Genomic DNA, 20065 nt, shown 5'->3' on the forward strand with positions numbered 1-20065 from the left:
ATGACCTGGGCACAGATCGCCAGGACGACCCTGGAGAACGACCACGTCCTGCTCCGCCCGATCGTCCCCGAGGACCGCGAAGCGCTGCGCGAGCCGGCCATGAGCCCGGAGATCTGGCGCTACTTCGTCATGCTGATCGAGACCGACGCCGAATTCGACGCCTTCTTCGACGCGGCACTCGCCGACCAGGACGCCGGTCGGCGCGTCGTCTACCACATCATCGACAAGCCGACCGGCCGTACGGCGGGCAGCATGAGCTTCTGCAACATCGCCGAGGCGGACGGCCGGCTCGAGATCGGCTGGTCCTGGCTCGGCACGAAGTTCCAGGGGCAGGGCATCAACCGCTGGGCGAAGTTCCTCATGCTGGAGCAGGCCTTTACGAAACTCGGCGCCGAGCGTGTCGAGTTCAAGACCGACGTACTCAACCTCCAAGCACGCCAGGGCCTGCGCAACATCGGCGCCACCGAGGAGGGAACGCTGCGCAGCTTCAACCCGATGCCCGGCGGCCGGCGTCGTGACGCTGTCTACTACAGCGTGCTGCGGGGCGAATGGGCAGAGGTGCGGAAACAGCTGCTCACCCGGCCCAAGGTGACCCGCCGGCCGGAGTCGGCATGACCCGGACAGGGACCGGGGCCGGCGCGGGGACCGAGTCGGATCTGCAGGTTCCGTTCGTCCGGGCCTACGGCGACCCCTACGAGTGCGGCCGCCGCCATGGCACGGAGCGAGGCGCGAGCTTACGCGGGTTCGTCGGCGACGGCCTGGCCCGGCTCGCCCGGATCATGCCGGATCCGGTCTCTATGGAGTCGCTGCGGCCGGTGCTCGCCGCCCACCGCGCCGAGATCGAGGCCCAGACGCCACGGCTGATGGAGGAGATACGCGGCCTGGCGGCGGGGGCCGGACTGAGCGAGGACGAGGCCATGCTGCTTCAACTGCGCCGCGAGATCATGGGCTACCAGCGGATACCGACGGCGGGCGACTGCACGACCTACGCCCGGACCGGCGGCGGCGCCCCGCCCGTGCTGGCGCAGACCGTCGACCTCAACGGCGATCTCGACGACCAGATCAGCGTGGTGCGCGTCGCCCCTGCCGGCTCGCCCCGGCAGTCCCTCGTCCTCAGCTTCGGCGGTCTGCTCGGCTACCTCGGCGTCAACAGCGACGGACTCGCGGTGGGGCTGAACCTCGTGCTCGGCGGCGCATGGCGCCCCGGCCTGCCGCCGTACCTCGCCATCCGCCACCTGCTGGACACCACCTCTTGCGTTGACGAGGCGGTGGACAGCCTGCGCGGCCTGAAGCTGACCAGCTCCCGCACCCTCGTCCTCTGTGACAGGGAGAAGACGGCGTGGGTGGAGTTCCTCGGAGACGACTTCCGGATCGCCGAAGCCGACATCACGACGCACACGAATCACTTCTTGCACCCCGACTTCGTCCCGCACGACGAACTCAACGTCTTCGCGCGGAACTTCTCCCAGCTGCGGCTGAACACCTGCCGCGGGGAACTGGCCGCACTGCCGCCCGACGCGGGCGTCGAGGACCACTTCGCCGTGCTGTCGAGGGCGCCCATCCGGGTCGAGGGCAACGGCGACATCCGGCGGGAGCGGACGGTCGCGGCGGTCGTGCTGCGGCCGGACCTCGGCGAACTGCACGTACGGCCGGGCGATCCCGCACATTCCCGTACCCGCTCTTTCCAGCTACGCGGGCCCGACCCGCACCACCCGACGACGGAGGTGACAGCATGACCGCTCCCGCACGCCCTTCCGGCTGGTTCGTGACCGGCGGCCCCGGTGCACGGGATGTGCCCCGCGTCTACTTCTTCGCCCACGCCGGCGGAGATCCCCGCTCGTTCCTCGCCTGGCAGTCCGAGCTGGGCGACGAGGCACAGCTCGCCGCCGTGTGCCCGCCCGGACGAGGCCACCGGGCGGCCGAACCGCGCCCCACGCTGGAAGAGTTCGCCGATGGTGCCGCGGCGGCGATCCGCGCCGAGGAGCGGGACGCCGGGGGCGCCGTCCAAGGCGACCGTCCGGTCTATCTGTTCGGACACAGCCTCGGCGGCCTGGTCGCCTTCGAGACCGCCCGCAGGCTCCGTGACCTGCCGACCCTGCGTCACCTGTTCGTGTCCGGGATCTCCGCTCCCGTACTCGCGCCCTCGCAGCGGGTGCGGGATCTCGCTGCCCTGGAGGGCAAGGAATTCGCCGAGCAGCTGGGGTTCTTCGAGGGACTCCCCCCTGAGGTCATGGCTCATGAGGAACTCCTGGACCTGCTGCTCCCCGGAGTGATCGCGGACTTCCGCATGGCTGCCGGATACCGCTACCGCTCGGCCGCTCCGCTGGAGGTGGAGGTCTCCCTCATCGCAGGCCGGGACGACGCCTACCTGCACCCCGACAAGATGCGGGGGTGGAACGACGAGTGCCGTACCCCGCCCGCCCTCCACTGGGTCGACGGCGGCCACTTCTACTTCCGCGACAAGAGCCCCAAGGCTGTCACCGACCTGCTGCTCGACGCCGTACGGGCCGACCGGCACATCGAAGTGATCTAGAGAAATGATCCGGAGGGAAAACGCGGTGCAGGCGAACGCCTGGGACGCCGGAAGCACCCGGATGTTGTGGCAGCTCGGGTTCCCGGCGCCCGCGACGACCAGCGCCGGCCTGGCCTTCGCCTCGCGGGCGTGGGCCCCGCTCTCGGTGGACGCGCTGTCCGCCCGCGGCACCGCCCGGATCAGCGTCGGCTCGGCCTTCGCGCGGGCCCTTGCCTACGGCGAGGCCAACGATCGGATGTCGGCCCGACCGTCGACCTGATCCCGGACAAGGCAGTGGAGGAATGGTCATGAGCACAACGAAAGCCTGGCTGTACGGACCTCAGTACGAACTGGGCGAGACCGAGGTGCACCATACCGAGATCACCAACCTGCTCACCCGGGCGGCGGAGTTCCGCATGCCGCCGGCACCCGAGCTGTGGGGATGGGGGAATGTACGCCGCGCCGAGCGGAGCCTGGAGGTCATGGCGGCCGACAGCGCTGCGACCACACTGCGCGCGGCGGGCGCCGACCCGTCCTCGGTCGACGCGGTCGTCCTGTGCTCCACCCGGATACCGGGACCGTCGGAGGCCCACGGCCGGTTCATGGAGACCTTCCTCGCCGAGGCCGGCCTCGGCGACATCCCGTTCTACGGCCAGAACCTGAACCGCTGCGTCAACCTTCTCGCAGCGATCGACACGGCCACCGCCTTCGTCGCCGCAGGGCGCCACCGCAGGGTCCTGGTCGTCACCACCGACAGCGCGGCGGACGAGGCGGATCGCATGGTCAGCTACGCCCTGTTCAGTGACGGAGCGGCCAGTTGCCTGATCGCGGCCGCCGACGAGATCGACGCCTTGACCGACGGCGGGTACGAGATCCTCGGCTGCGCGACCGCGCAGGACAGGCAGACACTCGACCACTCACATGAGATCAGCGCCGACCTCGCCCGTACGGTGAACGACCGCCTCCTGACGCCTCTGGGCATGAAACTCGACGACGTCGCCGGCCTGATGCACGCCAACATCTTCAAACCCGTCGTCGTGATGAAGGAACGCCAGGCGGGGTTCACACCGGAGCAGCTCCACACCGACAACATCACCCGCGTGGGGCACTGCTTCGCCGCCGACCCGCTGATCAACCTCGTCGACCGGGCCGCCCTGGGCGAGATCGAACCCGGTCGCCACTACATGCTCGCCGCCGGCGTCCCCGGGCAGCGCATCGGCGTACTGATCCGGAAGGCCCACCACGGATGACCACGCAAGCGGGCCGAGAGTCCCGAGAGGAAGGGAGCCTGGGAATGACCGTCGCACAGAACGCGAACGCATGGCGCCGCGACCGGGCCTTCGTGCCCTTTGTCCTGCCCGACACCATCGCCTCCCTGCCGCGCCGGCCGTTCGAGTTCAGCCGCGCGGGCCGGGACGAAGCGGCGGCAGCGTCCCTGGAGCCCGGCGCGCTGTTCCGGCGGCTGCTGCGTGACCAGGAGTCCGAGGCGTCCTTACTCGTCGCCCGGCGGGTCCTGGATGCTTTTCTGCCGACCGACGGGCACCACGAGGACGGTCCGTACGAAGAACACGAGGACGGTCCGTACGAAGAAACCGAAGCCGGAACCATCGCCACCCACGTTGCCGAAGTGCGCGCGGAACTGGCCGGGATGACCGGCTCGCTCAGCGGTCTCGAACCCGAGTTGCGTCAGGCCGTCGTCCGGCAGCGCGCCCCCCTGGCGCTGCTGGGAGGCTGCTGGCTGGACAACGTCTCCCAGCCCGCCACCCAGCCCTCCGTCATCGTCAACCGGCTCTTCGCCCACCACCTGACGCTGCGCGGAGACGGCAACACCGAGCGCGGCCTGGCCCACCTGCGCCGACGGGCGCTGGAGAACGAAGGCGTCTACCTGCCCTCGATCGCCGCCGTCGACTTCCTCGACAAGGCGCAGGCGCGTCCGCTCACCGCACTGCACGGCTGCTTCTATCTCGCCCTCTCCCGACTGCCCGCCAACTTCCTGCCCGAAGTCGTCGGCGTGCACTACGTTTTCCACGCACTCGGCACCGACGACCTGCTGACCGGCACCCCGTCACTGCTGTCCGCGGCGGAACTGCGGGAGACACTCGCCGCGTACCTGGCCCTCGCTGGCCCGGACGAACGGCGGCGGCTGCACACCGCCGTACGGCTGACGCTGGACCTGGAACGGGAGCACGTCACGATGCTCGCCGAGCTCGCCTCCTGGCGCGCCGGTCTCACCCTGGAGTCGAAGGTCGCCGAGATCATCTCCCGGCATGCTCCGCTGGCCGGAACCCAGCACGGCGGCGTACGCGTCGGCGACAGCCTGCTGTCGGACATCTTCCGCGTCCCTGGTCACTCCCAGGGCGAAACAGCGGCCCTCGACCTCGCCGCCTTCCTCGCCGACTTGCGCGACTCCCGGTATCTGAGGCCCTCCGGCTCCGCCGACGGCGGCTGCCGGCTGACCGACGCCATGAAGTTCGGCGGACCGATGTTCGGGATCTTCGACGAGCGGGAGGCGGCGACCTTCCGGGCCTGGGCGGCGAGTGTCCAGTCCGGCGAACGTCCCAGGATCGAGATCTCGCCCGACACCGTCGGGGAGGAGCAAGCCGAGCGGTGGAGCGCCGCCATCGCACGCAGCGCCCCGGCCGATGTCGTCGTGGCCGAAGCCGAACCCCGCGACCACCGTGAGCTGTTCCACAGGCTGGTCAACATCGAGAACTTCCCCAACAGCCTCCCGCTCGCCGCCGAACGGGCCGAGAGGTGCTTCAAGGACGCGGAGATCCTGTTCGTCCACGGAGGCGGGGGCAGGTACACCGACGCCACCTGGTTCGACTACAGCCCTCAGGCGTTGTACGAGCGGGCCGAGCGGATCTACTGGGAGAAGCTCGTCGAGCCCTACCAGCCGCTCCAGGAGATACCCGACCGCGACGAGGTGCTCTTCCGGCAGACCACGTACTACCTCACCTACCTCATCGACGGCGCCTGGCTGCACCGGCTCGCCCACCTCGGCCACGACGAACGCGAGAGCGACGGCATGCTCTTCTCGATCTACGCGGACGAGATGGGTAACGGGGACCTGCGCAAGAACCACATCACCCTGACCCACCGGGTACTGGCCAGCGCCGGGATCGAGCTGCCGCACATCCGTGACGAGGCGTTCATGGAGCAGGACGAACTCCCCGACGACCTCTACGGGTTCGCGATCCAGCAGCTGTGCATGTGCCTGTTCCCCGACCGTTTCTACAACGAGATCCTTGGTTACAACCTCGCCATCGAGATGTTCGGTTCCGGCGAGATGCGGCTCCACGAGATCCAGAAGCTGCGTCACCACGGCATCGACACCTGTTACGAACAGGCCCATCTGACGATCGACAACTTCTCCGCCGGGCACGCCAAGCAGGCCGCCGACATCATCGTCTCCCACCTCGACGCCGTCCGGCGCACGCTCGGCGACGCGGCCGTGGCGGCGGAGTGGCGCCGGGTCTGGCGCGGCTACGCGTCCTTCGCGTACTTCCTCGAACAGCCGCTGCTGGAGAAGATTGCCGTCGGCGCCGAACCGGGCGCCAAGTCCCCGTCCCCACCTGCGGATTCGACGAACGACGCGGTCGCCGAACTGGTCATCTGATCCTGACCAGGAAGCCCCTGGCCGCTCCCCAGCACCTGGAAGGCAGCACCACATGACCGGCATCAGGATCACCATGCGACACGAGGTCCGCGAGACCGAGCGGCGCGCACCGATCGTCCCCGCCGACGCCGCGCGGCTCGTCCGGCAGGGCGTCGCGCTCACCGTCGAGCGTTCACCGCAGCGCGCGTTTCCGCTCGCCCAGTACGTCGACGCCGGCTGCGCCGTGGCCGCGCCGGGCAGCTGGACCGAAGCACCCGAGGGGGAGTTCGTCGTCGGACTGAAAGAACTGCCCGACGAGCCCGCCGTACTGACTCACCGTCATATCTACTTCGGCCACGCCTACAAGGGACAGCGGGGAGCCACGGCGCTGCTGCGCCGGTTCACCGAGGGCGGCGGCTCGCTGTACGACCTGGAGTACCTGGCCGACGCCGCCGGCCGTCGGCTCGCCGCCTTCGGCTACTGGGCCGGCTACACCGGCGCGGCACTCGCGGTGCTCCACCACCGAGGCACCCTCACCGCACCGCTGCGGCCGCTGTCCAAGGAGACCCTCGACGAGGCGCTGGGCGCATGGGCCGGCACCTCGCTGCCCAAGGCGCTGGTCATCGGTGCCCTCGGGCGCTGCGGGCGAGGCGCCTGCGAGGCGCTGAAGGCGGCCGGCGTCGAGCCGACCCGCTGGGACGTCGCCGAGACCCTCTCGCTCGACAGGCCCGCGCTGCTCGACCACGACATCCTCGTCAACACGGTCCTCGTCAATGGGCCGACGCCGCCCTTCCTGACCACGGAGCTGCTGCGCTCGGCGCCCCGGCGGTTGTCGGTCGTCGCGGACGTCACCTGCGACGTGACCTCCGAACACAACGTCCTGCCCATCTACGACACCACCACCAGTTGGCAGGAACCGGCCCGACGGGTGGACGACACCGGCCCGGTCCCCGTGGACCTCATCGCCATCGACAACCTGCCCGCGCTGCTGCCCAGAGAGGCGAGCACGGCATTCTCCGCCGAGCTGACACCCCATCTGCTGACACTGGGGGAGCCCGGCGAGCCCTGGCTGCGTGCCCTGCGGGCGTTCCACTCGGCATGTGCGGCGAACGGACTGGGATCGGAGCGAATCCATGGCTGAACCGATCACCAAGGCCGGCGGAACCGTCCACTGGGTGGGCACCGGCCTGTCCACGGGCAGCGGCCTGCGGGTGCTGGCCGACACGGCTCACACGGTCGTGGTCTGGGGCCGTACGCAGGAGAGGGCCCAGAGCTGCCTCTCCCGGCTCGGCATGACCGGCCGGGCCGCCGTCCGGGGTTACGATCCGGCGCGGCTCGCCGGGGAACTCCGCGCCGGCGACGTCGTCGTGTCGATGCTCCCCGCCACCGAGCACCCCGTGCTGCTGCGGCTGTGCATCGAGCGGAACGCTCACTTCGCGTGCAGCAGTTATGCGTCCGAAGCCCTCCTCGCCGAGGCGCCGGCCGCCGAGAAGGCGGGCCTGGCGGTGCTCGCCGAGGCCGGCCTCGACCCGGGCATCGACCACCTCTTCGCGGACCTGCTGGTCGCCAGGGGACGTGAGGTGGTCGGCGATGGGCCGGCCACAGCGGAGTTCACCTCCTACTGCGGCGGAATCCCCGCTGTCCCCAACGAGTTCCGCTACCGCTTCAGCTGGGCGCCACGCGGGGTGCTGGGTGCGCTGCGCGCCCCCGCGCGCTACATCGAGGACGGGACGGAGAAGACCGTCGACCTGCCCTGGACCGTCACCCGCCCGCACGTATTGGACGGCGAGGGATTCGAGGTCTACCCGAACCGGGACAGCCTCCCCTATCTCTCCCAGTACGCCTTCCCGGCCGCCTGGCGGCCGCGCACGTTCGTCCGGGGCACCCTGCGCCTGGCCGGATGGCTGGATGCGTGGGCCGACGTCTTCGCCACCGTGCGGACCGGCGACGGCGACCGGATCGCCGCCCTCGCAGACGACCTCGCCGTCCGCCACCCGACCACCGACGCCGACCGGGACCGGGTGGTCCTCGCGGTGAGCCTCGACCTCCGGGGCGCAGACGGCACCGAATGGCGCGGTGCGTACCTGCTCGACGCCGTCGGCGACGCCGACGAGAGCGCCATGGCGCGGTGCGTGTCGCTGCCACTGGCCCACGGGGTCGCACGGATCCTCGACGGCGACGCACCCGCCGGCCTGCGTCTGGCCGCCCAGGGCGGCCAGGACGCCCGGCGGTGGCTGGACTTCCTCGGCACGCACGGCATCCGCTGGCGGTACGACGAGAGCCCCGCGACGGCTCAGGCACCGAACCGGGGCGCCTGAGCAGGCAGCGAGCCCGAACGCGCCCGAGTAGGCACCCAACCAGGCACCCGACCAGGCACTGACCCAGGAGATCACGCAGACATGACCGAAGCCGCACCCGCGTCCGGCCGTCCTGACGACAAGGCCAGGGCGTTCATCCTGACCGGCTCCTTCCCGGTGATCCGCCGCAACCCGCTGTACTTGACCGAACTCTCCCGGCGCGGCCTGAAGATCCTCGTCATCACCGCCGACTCCTACCGGGAACAGGCCGCCGAGGCGATGGCCGACACATCCAACCCCGCCTCGCAGATCACCGACATCGCCTACGTCACCGGGGACTTCACCGTCCAGGGCGCCTTCGTCGCCGGCGCCGTCGCCCGCACCACCGCCTGGCGCGACACATACACGATCGTCGGCGCGTACGCCGTCGGCGACTACCTCGCCGAGCCGACCGGTCTGCTCGCCGACGGCCTCGGGGTGCGCTCACCCGGCCTGCGGGCCAGTCGCGCCAGTCGCGCCAAGTTCCTGCAGCGGTGGTACCTCCCCGAACTCAGCCCCGCCTCACTCACCATCCCGGCCGGGGAACGCGACACCGCCGACCTGGACGCGGTGGCCTTCCCTGCTGTGGTCAAACCTGCCTCGCGGGCCTCCAGTTCCGGCGTCGGGACCGTCACCGACCTGACAGCACTGCGCCGGCAGCTCGCCACGTACCCGGACCACGAGGTCGTGCTCGTCGAACAGAAGGTCATCGGCCCGGAGTTCTCCGTCGAGAGCCTCGTCCAGGACGGCCGGGTGATCTTCGCGTCGGTGACCGGCAAGGACACCACGGACAGCCATACAGGTACCTTCGTCGAACTCGCCCACAGCGTCCCCAGCGCACGCGACGACCTGGGCGACACCCTGCTGGACGCCAACCGGCGGCTGCTGGACGGGCTGGCGTTCCAGGACGGGATCACCCACTCGGAGTGGCGGGTCGGTGAGGACGGACGCCCCTTCCTGATGGAAGTGGCGGCCCGTACTCCGGGCGACGGACTGCTGGTGCTCTACCAGCTCGCCACCGGCCGCCCCCTCGAACCGGAGATTCTCCGCATCGCGCTCGGCGAATCCGCCACCTACCCAATACCCCGCCGCTGGACGCGACAGGTCTACCTGGAGCACGATCCCGGGACGCTGGAGGACGTCATCGTCGACTGGCCGGGAGTACGACCCGAGTGGATCGGCGACAGCGGCGTTTGGCCGGAGATCAAGCCCGGTGCCGTGGACGACCCGCCGACCCTGCGTGCCGTACTGGTCCTCAAGAAACGCGGCAGCCTGCTGGAACCGCTGTCCAGCTCGGACGACCGGTCCGTCACCTTCTTCATCGACGCGCCCACACCCGACGCACTCGACGCCTTCGAACAGCGCGTCCGCGCCTGTGTCCGCATCATCACCGGCGGACGCACGTGAGCGGCGTCACTCAGGAGGTGGCGCCCGGGGCCGAGAAGGTGACCGTTGGAGCCACCTTCCAGCGGGCCTCACTCGCGGCGAAGACCTTCCTCGTCTCCGAAGGACATCTGGTCTGGCCGGTTTTCGCCGCTGGTTCCGTGGCCGCGACCATCCTGATCCTCGCCGCGGTGCCGGGCAGGACAGCGCCCGCCACGGAGTGAATCGCACGGCCCGAGAACAGAGAACAGCGGTACGAGGGAGCGGTGGTCCATGACGGTCCGGACGGCGGCGGTACGGCGAGGCGACGAATGGCGGGCGCTGCTCGCGGCCGGGATCACGGTGCTGTTGTGGGCCTCGGCGTTCGTCGTCATCCGCGACGCGGCGCCGCACTTCTCCCCGGGCGCGCTCGCCCTCGGCAGGCTACTGGTCGGCTCGGCGGTGCTGGGCGCCTTCCTGGCCGTACGCGGCGAGGGGCTTCCGCCGCGCGCCGCGTGGCCGGGCATCCTCGGCTCCGGAGTGCTGTGGTTCGGGGTGTACTTCGTCGCCCTGAACTGGGGCGAGCAGTGGGTCGACGCGGGTACCGCGTCCCTCGTGGTGAACATCGGCCCGATCCTGATCGCGCTGCTCAGCGGCTGGCTGCTGGGCGAGGGATTCCCGGCGCGGCTGATGACCGGCGTGGCACTGGCCTTCGCGGGCGCCGGCGTGGTCGGCCTCGCCGGCTCGGACGCGGGTCGGGCGCCGTTGCTCGGTGTACTGCTCTGCCTGCTCGCCGCCGTCGGCTGCGCCACCGGGGTCCTGGCCCAGAAGCCCGCTCTCGGCCACGCCTCCGCGCTTCAGGTCACCACCTTCGGCTGCGCCGTCGGCGCGGCGGCGTGCATGCCGTTCGCCGGTGTACTGGTCCACGACCTGGCGGCGGCGCCGACGCGCGCCGCGCTCGGCATGGTCTACCTGGGGGTGTTCCCGACGGCGTTGGCCTTCTACACCTGGGCCTACGCGCTGGCGCGCACGACCGCTGGAAAGATGGCCGCCACGACGTACATGGTGCCGGCCGTCGTCGTGTTGATGTCGTGGCTGTTGCTCGGCGAGGTGCCCACCCTGCCGGCCCTGGCGGGCGGAGCGCTGTGTCTGGCGGGCGTCGCGATCTCGCGCCGTACTGCGCGCACGGAGCGTACGTCCCCGCAGAAGGACGCTTCCCCGGCGAACTCGGACCTTGCCGCCGAAACCCCTGGCCCGCCCGCGGCGAACCCGCCGCGGCGCCCGCAGCAGGGCGAATTTCACGAGGAGGAGAACCCCGATGGACTCCGCCGTTGAGGCGCCAGAAGCTCTGCCAGGTCTGCCGGAGTGGGAGACGGGCTTCGTCGGGCGGGCGGCCGAACGCGCCGCCGTCCGCGCGGCGCTGGGCCCGGAGCGGCTGGTGTCCCTCACCGGCCCCGCCGGTGTGGGCAAGACCCGGCTCGCCGCCGCCGTTGCCTCCGAGGCGGTGAAGGAGTTCCCCGCAGGCCAAGGCTTCGCCGAACTCGTCCCCGTACGGCCGGACTTCCTCGCCCAGGCTGTGGCGGCCGCGCTGGGGGTGACCGAGCGGCCGGGGCAACCCCTGGAACAGGCGCTGCAGGAGCGGCTCGGCCAGGGCCGCTGCCTGCTCGTCGTCGACGGCTGCGAGCACTTCCCCGACGCGGTCGCGGGCCTGATCGGCCGGCTTCTTGACGGGTGCCCCGGGCTCGTCGTCCTGACCACCGGCCGCGAACCCCTTGGGCTCGCCGGAGAACACGTACTGAAGGTGGAGCCGCTGCCCATGGCCGAGGAGCCGGCGACCGGGGCAGTAGCGCTCTTCCTGGACCGCGCCCGGGAATCCGGGTGCGACCGGCGGCTCGCTGAGCAGGTGTGCTCCCAGTGGGGCGGCGTACCGCTGGCCATCGAACTGGCCGCCGCCCGCGCCCGGTCGCTCGGAACGGCGCTCGACGACCGCCACGCGCCCGGCGAGGCGACGGAGCGGGCCATCGAGTGGAGCTACAGCTTGCTCGACGCCGACGAGCGCCGACTGCTCCGGCGGCTCGGCGTGTTCCTGCGCGGATTCGACGCCGCGTCGGCCCACGCCGTCGGCGACGGCCTCGACACCGCCGGCACCGTGTCGCTCCTCGACCGGCTCGCCGCCCGCGCCTTGCTCGTACGCGGCCGTGGCACGAGCACCGGTCTTTGGCGGATGCCGGGCGCCGTACGGGCCGTGGCGCTGGAACGGCTCAGCGCCGAGGGCGAAGCGGCGGAATGCCGTGCCCGCCACCTGGCATGGGCGACCGCTACCGCCCAACGGCTGGAGCGGGCCGCAGCCGGAGCAGACCGGTCCGACCGGCCGGGCCAGTTCTGGCAGGCCCGGTTCGACCAGCTTGCCGACGACCTGCGCGCGGCACTGGACGGCGCCGGCGCGCACCCCGCGCCCGAGCCGCACCGACTGGCCCGAGCTCTGGCCCGCCTCTGCTACGCCCGGCAGTTCCTCGTGGAGGCCCGGGCGCACTTTGAGACGGCCGGTGCCCTTGCGCCCGGACCCTCCGAGGCGGCGGCCGACCTGCGGGCGGCGGCCGACGTGGCCATGGCCGAGCACCGCGGCGACCTGGCCTACCCGTTGCTGCGCGCATCGGCCGAGTACGCCGCCACCGCCGACGACGCGGCCGCGCAGGCCGTCGCGCTCTCCTTCGCCGCCTGCATCGGAAGCCGTTTTCCCGCCACATTCACCGACCTGCTGCCGTACGAGGAGCTGCGCCCGCTGCTGGAGGAGGCCAAACGCCTCGCGCCGCCGGAGGACCGGCTCGTCGCCGCGTACGTGGCGGCAGCCGAGGCCTGGAACGCCACCGGCCAGAAGACCGCCCCGGCCGCCGAACTGGCCCAGGCGGCGCTGGACTCCGCGCGGGCCGCCGCCGACCCGGTACTGATCGCCGGGGCCATCGACGCGGTGTGCAGCGGCTATGGCGTCACCGGCCGGTTCCGCGAAGCCCACAGCCTGAGCGACGAACGGCTGCGGCTCTTCGACCGGCTGCCCCGCCACGATCCCCGCATCGGCCTTGAGATCATCGACACCCTGCACGTGGTGCCGCTCGTCGCCGTGGCCGCCGGCGACCTGCCCCGCGCCGTGACGGCGGCCCGTCGGGCCTGGGACGATCCGCTCAGCGGCCTCTACATGAGGGCCAGCAAGAGCGTGGCACCGCTGGCGCTGTCGGGCAGGTTCGACGAGGCGCTGGACTACGCGGCCCTCATGTGGGAGGGCTGGGAGCGGGCCGGACGGCCCACCGCCCGCTGGATGGCTCCGGCCGTGCACGCCGCCGCTCTGGTCCAGGGCCTGCGCGGCAGTGGCGAGGACGACCGGCTGCACCAGGAATGGCGTGACCGTGCCCGCGGTATGGCCGCGCCCTGGGATCCGCACGGTATCGCGGCGAGTTTCGCCGCCTTCGCCGATGTTCGGGTCGCCCTGCACACAGGGGCGGTCGGCGACGCTCTTGCCGCCGCTGTGGACCTCGCGGCGACGCCGCCGTGGCCGCAGGCGCCCCATCAGTTCTACGACGCCTACTCCTGGGCCATCGCCGCCGAGACCGCCGTGGTCGCCGGACTCCCGGACGCCCGCGAACACCTCGCCGCCGCGGCGGCCGCCGGCGCCGAGAACGCCTGGGCCGCCGCCTGCCTTGCCCGCGCGGCCGGCCGGCTCCACGGCGACCAGGACGCCCTGCGGGAATCGCTCGCAGGATGGGAGAGTATTGACGCCGCCTTCGAACGCGCCTGCACCCTCGTGCTGTTGCCCGACCGGGCCGCCGAAGGCCTCGCCCAACTGGCCTCCCTGGGCTGCCGGCCCCCGTCCGAGTTTGGGAGTGTCGTTCGATGACGGCCTCAGGACCCGACGCGACTGTCTTCGGACGGCTCAGTGCCGGCGGCTTCGAGCAGGTGCTGTTCAGCCACGACGCGCGAACCGGTTTGCGGTCCGTCATCGTCGTGCACGACACGACGCTCGGGCCGGCGCTGGGTGGCGTTCGGATGCACCCTTATCGGGACGAGGACGCGGCGCTGGATGACGCGTTGCGGCTGGCGCGGGCCATGACTCTGAAGGCGTCGGCTGCCGGACTGGATCTCGGCGGTGGCTGGAGCGTCGTCATCGGGGACCCGGTCCGTGACAAGACGGAGGAACTGCTGCGAGCCCATGGCCGGTTCATTGCCACACTCGGCGGCCGTTTCATTCCGGTCAACGACGTGGGCACGACCCAGGCCGACCTCAGGGTGATCGGACGCGAGGCGTCACCGGTGTGCGACAGCGGGGACCCGTCGCCCATGACGGCGCTCGGCGTGCTCGAGGGCATCCGCGCCTGTCTGCGCGCCGACGGCTCGGACGGCAGTCTGGCCGGGGTGCGGGTGTGCGTACAGGGCGTCGGCAACGTGGGCTCCGCACTCGTCGGCCTGCTCGCCGCCGAGTCCGCCGAACTGGTGGTTGCTGATATCGATCCCGCACGGGCCGCCTGTGTCGCGGAACGCTTCGGGGCGCGCGTCGTCGACCCCTCGACCATTGCGGGCACCACATGCGATGTCCTCGCGCCCTGCGCCATGGGCGCGGTGGTGAACGACGCCACGCTGCCCGGGCTGCGCTGCCGCATCATTGCCGGCGGTGCCAACAACGTGCTCGCCGCGCCCGAACATGCCGCCGCGCTGACGGCGCGCGGAATCCTGTACGCACCCGACTTCTGCGTGAACGCCGGTGGGCTGGTCTTCCTCGAAGAACAGATCCTGGGCCACGACTACACGCAGGCCGAACAACGGGTCCAGCAGGTCGGCGCACGGGTGGCCGAAGTGATCGCCCAGGCCCGCCGAACGGGCATCACGACCACCGACGCCGCCGTGGAACTAGCTCAGGCGCGCCTGCGGACGGCTGCCGAGCGGAAAGGAGCGAGTCCGGTCCGCTGAACCCGGATCCACCGGCATGACGGACAGTTGCCCGATTTGCTGAGATCCCAAGGTCACCCGAAAAAAGAAACCCCAGGTCAGAGGCCTGACCTGGGGTTCACCATGGAGCCGCCTTCGGGATTCGAACCCGAGACCTACGCATTACGAGGGCTCGCGGGGTTGTGACGGCTGGTGCCGGGCGATGCCTCCGGATCCTGTTTCTCCTGGTCAGTGACGTGGGGCCTGTGCATCGCATGCCGCCTGGTCCGGCTTGGGCCGCTCCGTCCGCTCACGCAGCGCTCACGCGTGACGGCGACGCGCGCCGATGCCGTGAGCTGCGCGTGGAACTGTCTCTCCAGATGGTGTCACCAGGCAGCCGGTGGTGGAACTCGGTACACAACGCCCGTCCGTGACGCGGTAGGTGGGGGAGGGAAGGCGTGGCCCCGCAGCAGCACGAGGGCCAGTTCCTCCCGCCCATGAGCGAGTCAGGGCTCCCCCGTCCGACCTCGCCGGGCCAGGCCCTCGCTTCACAGCGCAGAGTCACCGACGAGGCCGCAGCACTGCTGCGCGGCCACCGCCTCAGAGGTCACAAGTACGCCATGGACGCCGTCCTGGCAGTCATCGCGCGCTCCGCGCAAGGACCAGTCACCATCGTCACCTCTGACCCCGGCACGGCAATCGGTCAACGGAATACAGGCCGGTCCAGTGACCGAACGCCGGCTCTGGCTCAAATTCGTTTTCCGACGCTAAGGTTTGGCGCCATACCCGGCGGATCGCTCCCCTGATGGGGTGGGAATGAGGCTCACGGACGCGGACCACGCGGAGCTGGTTGTCGCGGCGCAGGCCGGTGACGATCGGGCGCGCGAGGAGCTGATCGCCGCGTACCTGCCGTTGCTCTACAACATCGTCGGGCGAGCGCTGAGCGGACATGCCGACGTCGACGACGTCGTCCAGGAAACCCTGCTGCGCGTGGTGCGCGACCTGCCTGCCCTGCGCGCCCCGGAGAGCTTCCGGTCCTGGCTGGTGTCGATCACGCTCCGCCAGATCAGTACCCACTGGCGCCGACATCGCGCCTTCGCCGACCGGACCACGGTCATCGACGACGCACGCCAGATACCGGACGCCGACGCCGTACCTGAGGACATGACGATCCTGCGTCTGCATGTGTCGGACGAGCGACGTCAGGTTGTCGAAGCCGGCCGGTGGCTCGACCCGGACCATCGGGTGCTGCTGTCGCTGTGGTGGCAGGAATGCGCCGGCTCGCTGAGCCGTGACGACATCGCCGCCGCGACGGGGCTCACGGCCGCCCACGTCGGAGTGCGCCTGCAGCGCATGCGCGAGCAGCTGGAACTGAGCCGGACGATCGTCGCCGCGCTGGAGGCCGACCCGCGCTGTCCGCAGTTGGACGAGACCGTCGTCGGCTGGGACGGTCTGCGTACATCGGTGTGGCGCAAGCGGATCGCGCGGCACACCCGCGGATGCCCGGTCTGCATGGCGACGAGGACAGAACGGGTTCCGGCCGAACTACTGCTCCTCAGCCTCGCGCCGCTGGCCGTCCCGGCCGGGCTCCTCGCCGCGCTGGCCGCCAAGGGCCTGCTGTCGGGTACGGCCGCGAGTGCCGCCGGGCTGGCCACGGCACACGTCGCCGTCGGCACGGCGGCGGCGTCGGGGGGAGGCGGTCTGCACAGCTCGCTGATCGGCAAACTCTACGCGGTGACCGCTCATCCGCTGGTGGGCCTAACCACCGGAGCGGTGCTCATCGCCGGGACCGCCACCTACACGACCTGGCCCGAACCGGCGCATCGGGCGCCCGGCGTCACCGCCGCTCCCACGGCCGGCCATCCCACGCCGACCCCGTCGCGCACCGCCACGTCGGCCGGACCGTCCCCGGTGAGTCCGTCCACCGCCGCGGTCACTGTTCCGCTGGGCGTACAGTCGCTCGAGTCTGTGGACGAGCCAGGCCTGTACCTCACCTATGCCGGCGACTTCGCGACGCTCCGCCGGGTCTCCGCGTCCAGCAGCGCGCAGACACGGCGGCAAGTCACCTTCATGGTCATCCGGGGGCTGGCCGACACACGGTGCGTCACCTTCCGCGCCGCCGACGGCCGCTATCTGCGCCACAGCTACCTGCGGCTACGGCTGAGCACCAACGACGGCAGCGAACTGTTCCGTGAAGACGCCACCTTCTGCCCGCGCCCCGGGGCGGTCGCCGGGTCGGTGACCCTGCACGCGCACAACTATCCGGGATCGGTCATCCGCCACCGCGACGGTGGCATCTGGCTGGATGGCTCCGACGGCACGAGGGCCTTCGCCGGCCAGGCTTCCTTCATCACACGCAGGGCCTGGACCTGAGAACTGCCCCCTTGAGCATGTTGTACCGAGTCGCGCAGTGACAGCCGGCGACCCTGCACCACGCCGTTCCCAACCCGGCAGCGAGCCGAGTGCTGCGCCGAAGCCGGCTTCGATCCGCATGCATCGACGGCTGCCTCGCCGAGACCGGCCTGAAGGCTGATCACCGCGACCGCCGCCGATATCACTCCTCAAAACCCTCACCGACGAGCAGGGCGGCGTGCCCTTCCCTCGTGGACGACCAGCCTGCGGGGCTAGGCATAACGCTTTTTGCCGGCGAGATACATCACTGCGCAATCGTCCGGACAGCGCGACTTTTCTGTTACGAGAATGCGAGTCCGGAGGCCTCCACTTCGTGGGGCGCCCTTCCCGCCGCTCACCATGGCGTGCCGGCGTGGCAGGTTCCCCGACTTCCCCCGTTGACGTATCCCCTGAAGAAAGCCGCTCCAATGACGCGACACACCCACGAACCCCGGGCGACCGGTACGCAGGAACGGCCCCACGTCCTGCACCGCAGCCACCGCACCCAATCCGCGACGGATCAGGCCGTCCCGTCCGATGGGCGCACGATCACGGCACCCAGGGTGACCTTCGACCCCAGAAGAGAATCATGAAGGGCCTGCACCGGCTCGGCCGGCGTCGCCGAGCAGTGGGGATAGGGCTGTCGGCCGCGGCGCTGGTGGCCGGTGTCGTGACGCTCCTCCCCAGCTCCGCCGGAGCCGCCACCCTGGGTACGCAGGCGGCCCCCTCGGGCAGGTACTTCGGCACCGCTGTGGCCGCCGGAAGGCTCGGTGACTCGACGTACTCCACGATCTTGGACCGGGAATTCAACATGATCACCCCGGAGAACGAGATGAAGTGGGACGCCACGGAACCCTCCCGGGGATCGTTCAACTTCGGTCCGGCCGACCAGATCGTCAGCCACGCGACCTCCCACGGGCAGCAGCTGCGCGGGCACACTCTGGTGTGGCACTCCCAGTTGCCCACCTGGGTCAGCGGCATCACCGACGCTGCCACGCTGCGCAGCGTGATGAACAACCACATCACCACCGAGATGACCCATTTCAAGGGCAAGATCCACTCCTGGGACGTGGTCAACGAGGCGTTCGCCGACGGATCCACCCAGCTCCGCAGCTCGGTGTTCCAGAAGGTGCTGGGCGACGGGTTCATCGAGGAAGCGTTCCGCACCGCCCGGGCGGCCGACCCTGCGGCCAAGCTGTGCTACAACGACTACAACATCGAGAACTGGACCGACGCCAAGACTCAGGGCGTGTACGCGATGGTGCGCGACTTCAAGTCCCGTGGCGTACCCATCGACTGCGTCGGGCTCCAGAGCCACTTCGGCTCCGGCGGGCCGCCGGCCAACTTCGGCACCACGCTGTCGAACTTCGCGGCGCTGGGCGTGGACGTGCAGATCACCGAGCTGGACATCGCCACCGCCCCGCCGACCGCGTACGCCAACACCGTCAAGGCGTGCCTGAACGTGTCGCGGTGCACCGGCATCACCGTGTGGGGCATCCGCGACAGCGACTCGTGGCGGAGCGCGGACACCCCGCTGCTGTTCGACAGCGGCGGCAACCCGAAGCCGGCGTACGACGCCGTGATCAGCACCCTGGGCGCCGGCACCAGCTCGTCCGCCGGCCCGTCCACCAGCCCATCCGCCAGCCCGTCCACCAGCCCGTCGTCGACTGATCAACCGCGCACAAAGCCCCGACGAGTCCGCCCCACGGCCAGCGGGACCACCACGTCCCCCTCACCGTCCGCCACCGGCTCCCTGCCGTCGACGTTCCAATGGAGTTCCAGCGGGGCGTTGATCGCGCCGAAGTCGGATGCGAGCCACAACATCGCCGGGATCAAGGACCCGTCGGTGGTGCACTACAACGGCAAGTACCACGTGTTCGCCAGCGTGGCCGACTCGTCCGGGTACAGCATGGTGTACCTGAGCTTCACCGACTGGTCGCAGGCGGGTTCAGCCACCCACCACTACCTGGACCAATCGCCGATCGGCAAGGGGTATCGGGCCGCGCCGCAGGTGTTCTACTTCGCACCGCAGAACCTGTGGTATCTGGTGTACCAGACCGGCGATAACGCGTCGTACTCGACCAATGCGGATATCAGCAACCCGAACGGGTGGAGCGCCCCGAAGGGCTTCTACTCCTCAATGCCGACGATCATTTCGCAGAACATCGGCAATGGGTACTGGGTGGACATGTGGGTGATCTGCGATTCGGCGAACTGCTACCTGTTCTCCTCCGACGACAACGGACAGCTGTACCGGTCGCAGACCACGCTGTCGCAGTTCCCCAACGGAATGACCAACACCGTCATCGCCGCGCAGGACGCCAACCGCAACAACCTCTTCGAGGCCAGCAACGTCTACAAGGTCCAGGGCAAGAACCAGTACCTGCTGACCGTGGAGGCGATCGGGTCGGACGGCCGGCGCTACTTCCGGTCCTGGACGTCGGGCAGCATCGACGGCTCGTGGACCGCGCTGGCGGCCAGTGAGAGCAACCCGTTCGCAGGGGCCGGCAACGTCACCTTCCCCGCGGGCGCCTGGACCAAGGACATCAGCCACGGGGAGATGATCCGGGCCGGGTACGACCAGACCCTGACCATCAGCCCCTGCAAGATGCAGTACCTGTACCAAGGCAGAGACCCCAACTCCAGCGCCGACTACAACAGCCTGCCCTGGCGACTCGGGCTATTGACTCAATCCAACTCCACCTGCTGATACTCCGGTCCGACTTCGCGGTCTCGCGTCGGCCCGTGCAGGAACGGAACGGCCACCGCGTGATCGACGGGGGTTGTGTGGACTCCCGAAGATCGCGTGGTGGCCGCGGGCCGTAGCAAGGACCCTGCCTCGTCGGCGGTCGCGGTCACGCAGGGCTGCTGATCCGCGCTGCGGCGGCGACGGGCTGACGGATGACGGTCTGCCTCATGGACAGCGCCGGCCCGGCACGAGACCGACCCGCG

15 protein-coding genes are annotated in these 20065 nt (G+C 70.5%); all 15 read left to right on the top strand.

Features of this window, described 5'->3' with window-relative positions; all coding sequences use genetic code 11:
• Positions 1-615 carry a GNAT family N-acetyltransferase gene (locus FGD71_RS18095; RefSeq protein WP_119101586.1) on the top strand — a complete coding sequence of 205 codons (615 nt, stop codon included), beginning with the start codon at positions 1-3 and terminating at the stop codon, positions 613-615.
• Positions 612-1736 carry a C45 family autoproteolytic acyltransferase/hydrolase gene (locus FGD71_RS18100; RefSeq protein ID WP_205571133.1) on the top strand — a complete coding sequence of 375 codons (1125 nt, stop codon included), beginning with the start codon at positions 612-614 and terminating at the stop codon, positions 1734-1736. Before FGD71_RS18095 ends, FGD71_RS18100 begins: the two co-directional genes overlap by 4 nt.
• The gene (locus FGD71_RS18105; RefSeq protein ID WP_119101487.1) at positions 1733-2533 is read left to right on the top strand and encodes a thioesterase II family protein; all 801 of its coding nucleotides are present in this window, start codon (positions 1733-1735) and stop codon (positions 2531-2533) included. The genes FGD71_RS18100 and FGD71_RS18105 overlap by 4 nt, the downstream gene beginning before the upstream one ends.
• 4 nt (positions 2534-2537) lie before the next feature.
• Positions 2538-2792 carry an isocitrate lyase/phosphoenolpyruvate mutase family protein gene (locus FGD71_RS48915; protein WP_240436643.1) on the top strand — a complete coding sequence of 85 codons (255 nt, stop codon included), beginning with the start codon at positions 2538-2540 and terminating at the stop codon, positions 2790-2792.
• Between the two features lie 28 nt (positions 2793-2820).
• Positions 2821-3762 carry a beta-ketoacyl-[acyl-carrier-protein] synthase family protein gene (locus FGD71_RS18115; protein WP_119101488.1) on the top strand — a complete coding sequence of 314 codons (942 nt, stop codon included), beginning with the start codon at positions 2821-2823 and terminating at the stop codon, positions 3760-3762.
• Positions 3763-3806: 44 nt separating this feature from the next.
• Entirely contained in the window at positions 3807-6131 is a 2325-nt protein-coding gene (locus tag FGD71_RS18120) for an iron-containing redox enzyme family protein (RefSeq protein ID WP_119101489.1), read from the top strand.
• Between the two features lie 52 nt (positions 6132-6183).
• Entirely contained in the window at positions 6184-7251 is a 1068-nt protein-coding gene (locus FGD71_RS18125; RefSeq protein ID WP_181359225.1) for a saccharopine dehydrogenase, read from the top strand.
• Positions 7244-8428, top strand: coding sequence for a saccharopine dehydrogenase C-terminal domain-containing protein (locus FGD71_RS18130; protein WP_119101490.1), 1185 nt, complete (start codon positions 7244-7246; stop codon positions 8426-8428). The genes FGD71_RS18125 and FGD71_RS18130 overlap by 8 nt, the downstream gene beginning before the upstream one ends.
• Positions 8429-8509: 81 nt before the next feature.
• A complete protein-coding gene (locus FGD71_RS18135) occupies positions 8510-9853 on the top strand; it encodes an ATP-grasp domain-containing protein (protein ID WP_119101491.1) in 1344 nt (447 codons plus the stop codon).
• Positions 9850-10053: a hypothetical protein gene (locus FGD71_RS18140; protein WP_119101492.1), complete on the top strand. Its 204-nt coding sequence runs from the start codon at positions 9850-9852 to the stop codon at positions 10051-10053. The genes FGD71_RS18135 and FGD71_RS18140 overlap by 4 nt, the downstream gene beginning before the upstream one ends.
• Positions 10054-10102: 49 nt before the next feature.
• Positions 10103-11143, top strand: a complete 1041-nt coding sequence (locus FGD71_RS18145) for a DMT family transporter (protein ID WP_119101493.1) — start codon at positions 10103-10105, stop codon at positions 11141-11143.
• Positions 11127-13697: an ATP-binding protein gene (locus tag FGD71_RS18150; RefSeq protein ID WP_119101494.1), complete on the top strand. Its 2571-nt coding sequence runs from the start codon at positions 11127-11129 to the stop codon at positions 13695-13697. The genes FGD71_RS18145 and FGD71_RS18150 overlap by 17 nt, the downstream gene beginning before the upstream one ends.
• Positions 13694-14764, top strand: coding sequence for a Leu/Phe/Val dehydrogenase (locus FGD71_RS18155; RefSeq protein WP_119101495.1), 1071 nt, complete (start codon positions 13694-13696; stop codon positions 14762-14764). Before FGD71_RS18150 ends, FGD71_RS18155 begins: the two co-directional genes overlap by 4 nt.
• A gap of 774 nt (positions 14765-15538) precedes the next feature.
• Positions 15539-17095, top strand: coding sequence for a sigma-70 family RNA polymerase sigma factor (locus tag FGD71_RS18165; protein WP_119101496.1), 1557 nt, complete (start codon positions 15539-15541; stop codon positions 17093-17095).
• Between the two features lie 607 nt (positions 17096-17702).
• On the top strand, positions 17703-19823 hold the full coding sequence (locus FGD71_RS18170; protein WP_119101497.1) for a glycoside hydrolase: 2121 nt from the start codon (positions 17703-17705) through the stop codon (positions 19821-19823).
• Positions 19824-20065: the final 242 nt, after the last annotated feature.

The sequence above is a fragment of the Streptomyces sporangiiformans genome (genome assembly GCF_005768555.2).
Classification (GTDB): domain Bacteria; phylum Actinomycetota; class Actinomycetes; order Streptomycetales; family Streptomycetaceae; genus Streptomyces; species Streptomyces sporangiiformans.

Bases quoted from the DNA above. Each gene is read 5' to 3' on its own strand.
- FGD71_RS18105 (WP_119101487.1), top strand. From the start codon at position 1,733: ATGACCGCTCCCGCACGCCCTTCCGGCTGGTTCGTGACCGGCGGCCCC.
- FGD71_RS18135 (WP_119101491.1), top strand. From the start codon at position 8,510: ATGACCGAAGCCGCACCCGCGTCCGGCCGTCCTGACGACAAGGCCAGG.
- FGD71_RS18130 (WP_119101490.1), top strand. From the start codon at position 7,244: ATGGCTGAACCGATCACCAAGGCCGGCGGAACCGTCCACTGGGTGGGC.
- FGD71_RS18170 (WP_119101497.1), top strand. From the start codon at position 17,703: ATGAAGGGCCTGCACCGGCTCGGCCGGCGTCGCCGAGCAGTGGGGATA.
- FGD71_RS18095 (WP_119101586.1), top strand. From the start codon at position 1: ATGACCTGGGCACAGATCGCCAGGACGACCCTGGAGAACGACCACGTC.
- FGD71_RS18120 (WP_119101489.1), top strand. From the start codon at position 3,807: ATGACCGTCGCACAGAACGCGAACGCATGGCGCCGCGACCGGGCCTTC.
- FGD71_RS18115 (WP_119101488.1), top strand. From the start codon at position 2,821: ATGAGCACAACGAAAGCCTGGCTGTACGGACCTCAGTACGAACTGGGC.
- FGD71_RS18145 (WP_119101493.1), top strand. From the start codon at position 10,103: ATGACGGTCCGGACGGCGGCGGTACGGCGAGGCGACGAATGGCGGGCG.
- FGD71_RS18165 (WP_119101496.1), top strand. From the start codon at position 15,539: ATGAGGCTCACGGACGCGGACCACGCGGAGCTGGTTGTCGCGGCGCAG.
- FGD71_RS18155 (WP_119101495.1), top strand. From the start codon at position 13,694: ATGACGGCCTCAGGACCCGACGCGACTGTCTTCGGACGGCTCAGTGCC.
- FGD71_RS18100 (WP_205571133.1), top strand. From the start codon at position 612: ATGACCCGGACAGGGACCGGGGCCGGCGCGGGGACCGAGTCGGATCTG.
- FGD71_RS18125 (WP_181359225.1), top strand. From the start codon at position 6,184: ATGACCGGCATCAGGATCACCATGCGACACGAGGTCCGCGAGACCGAG.
- FGD71_RS48915 (WP_240436643.1), top strand. From the start codon at position 2,538: ATGATCCGGAGGGAAAACGCGGTGCAGGCGAACGCCTGGGACGCCGGA.
- FGD71_RS18150 (WP_119101494.1), top strand. From the start codon at position 11,127: ATGGACTCCGCCGTTGAGGCGCCAGAAGCTCTGCCAGGTCTGCCGGAG.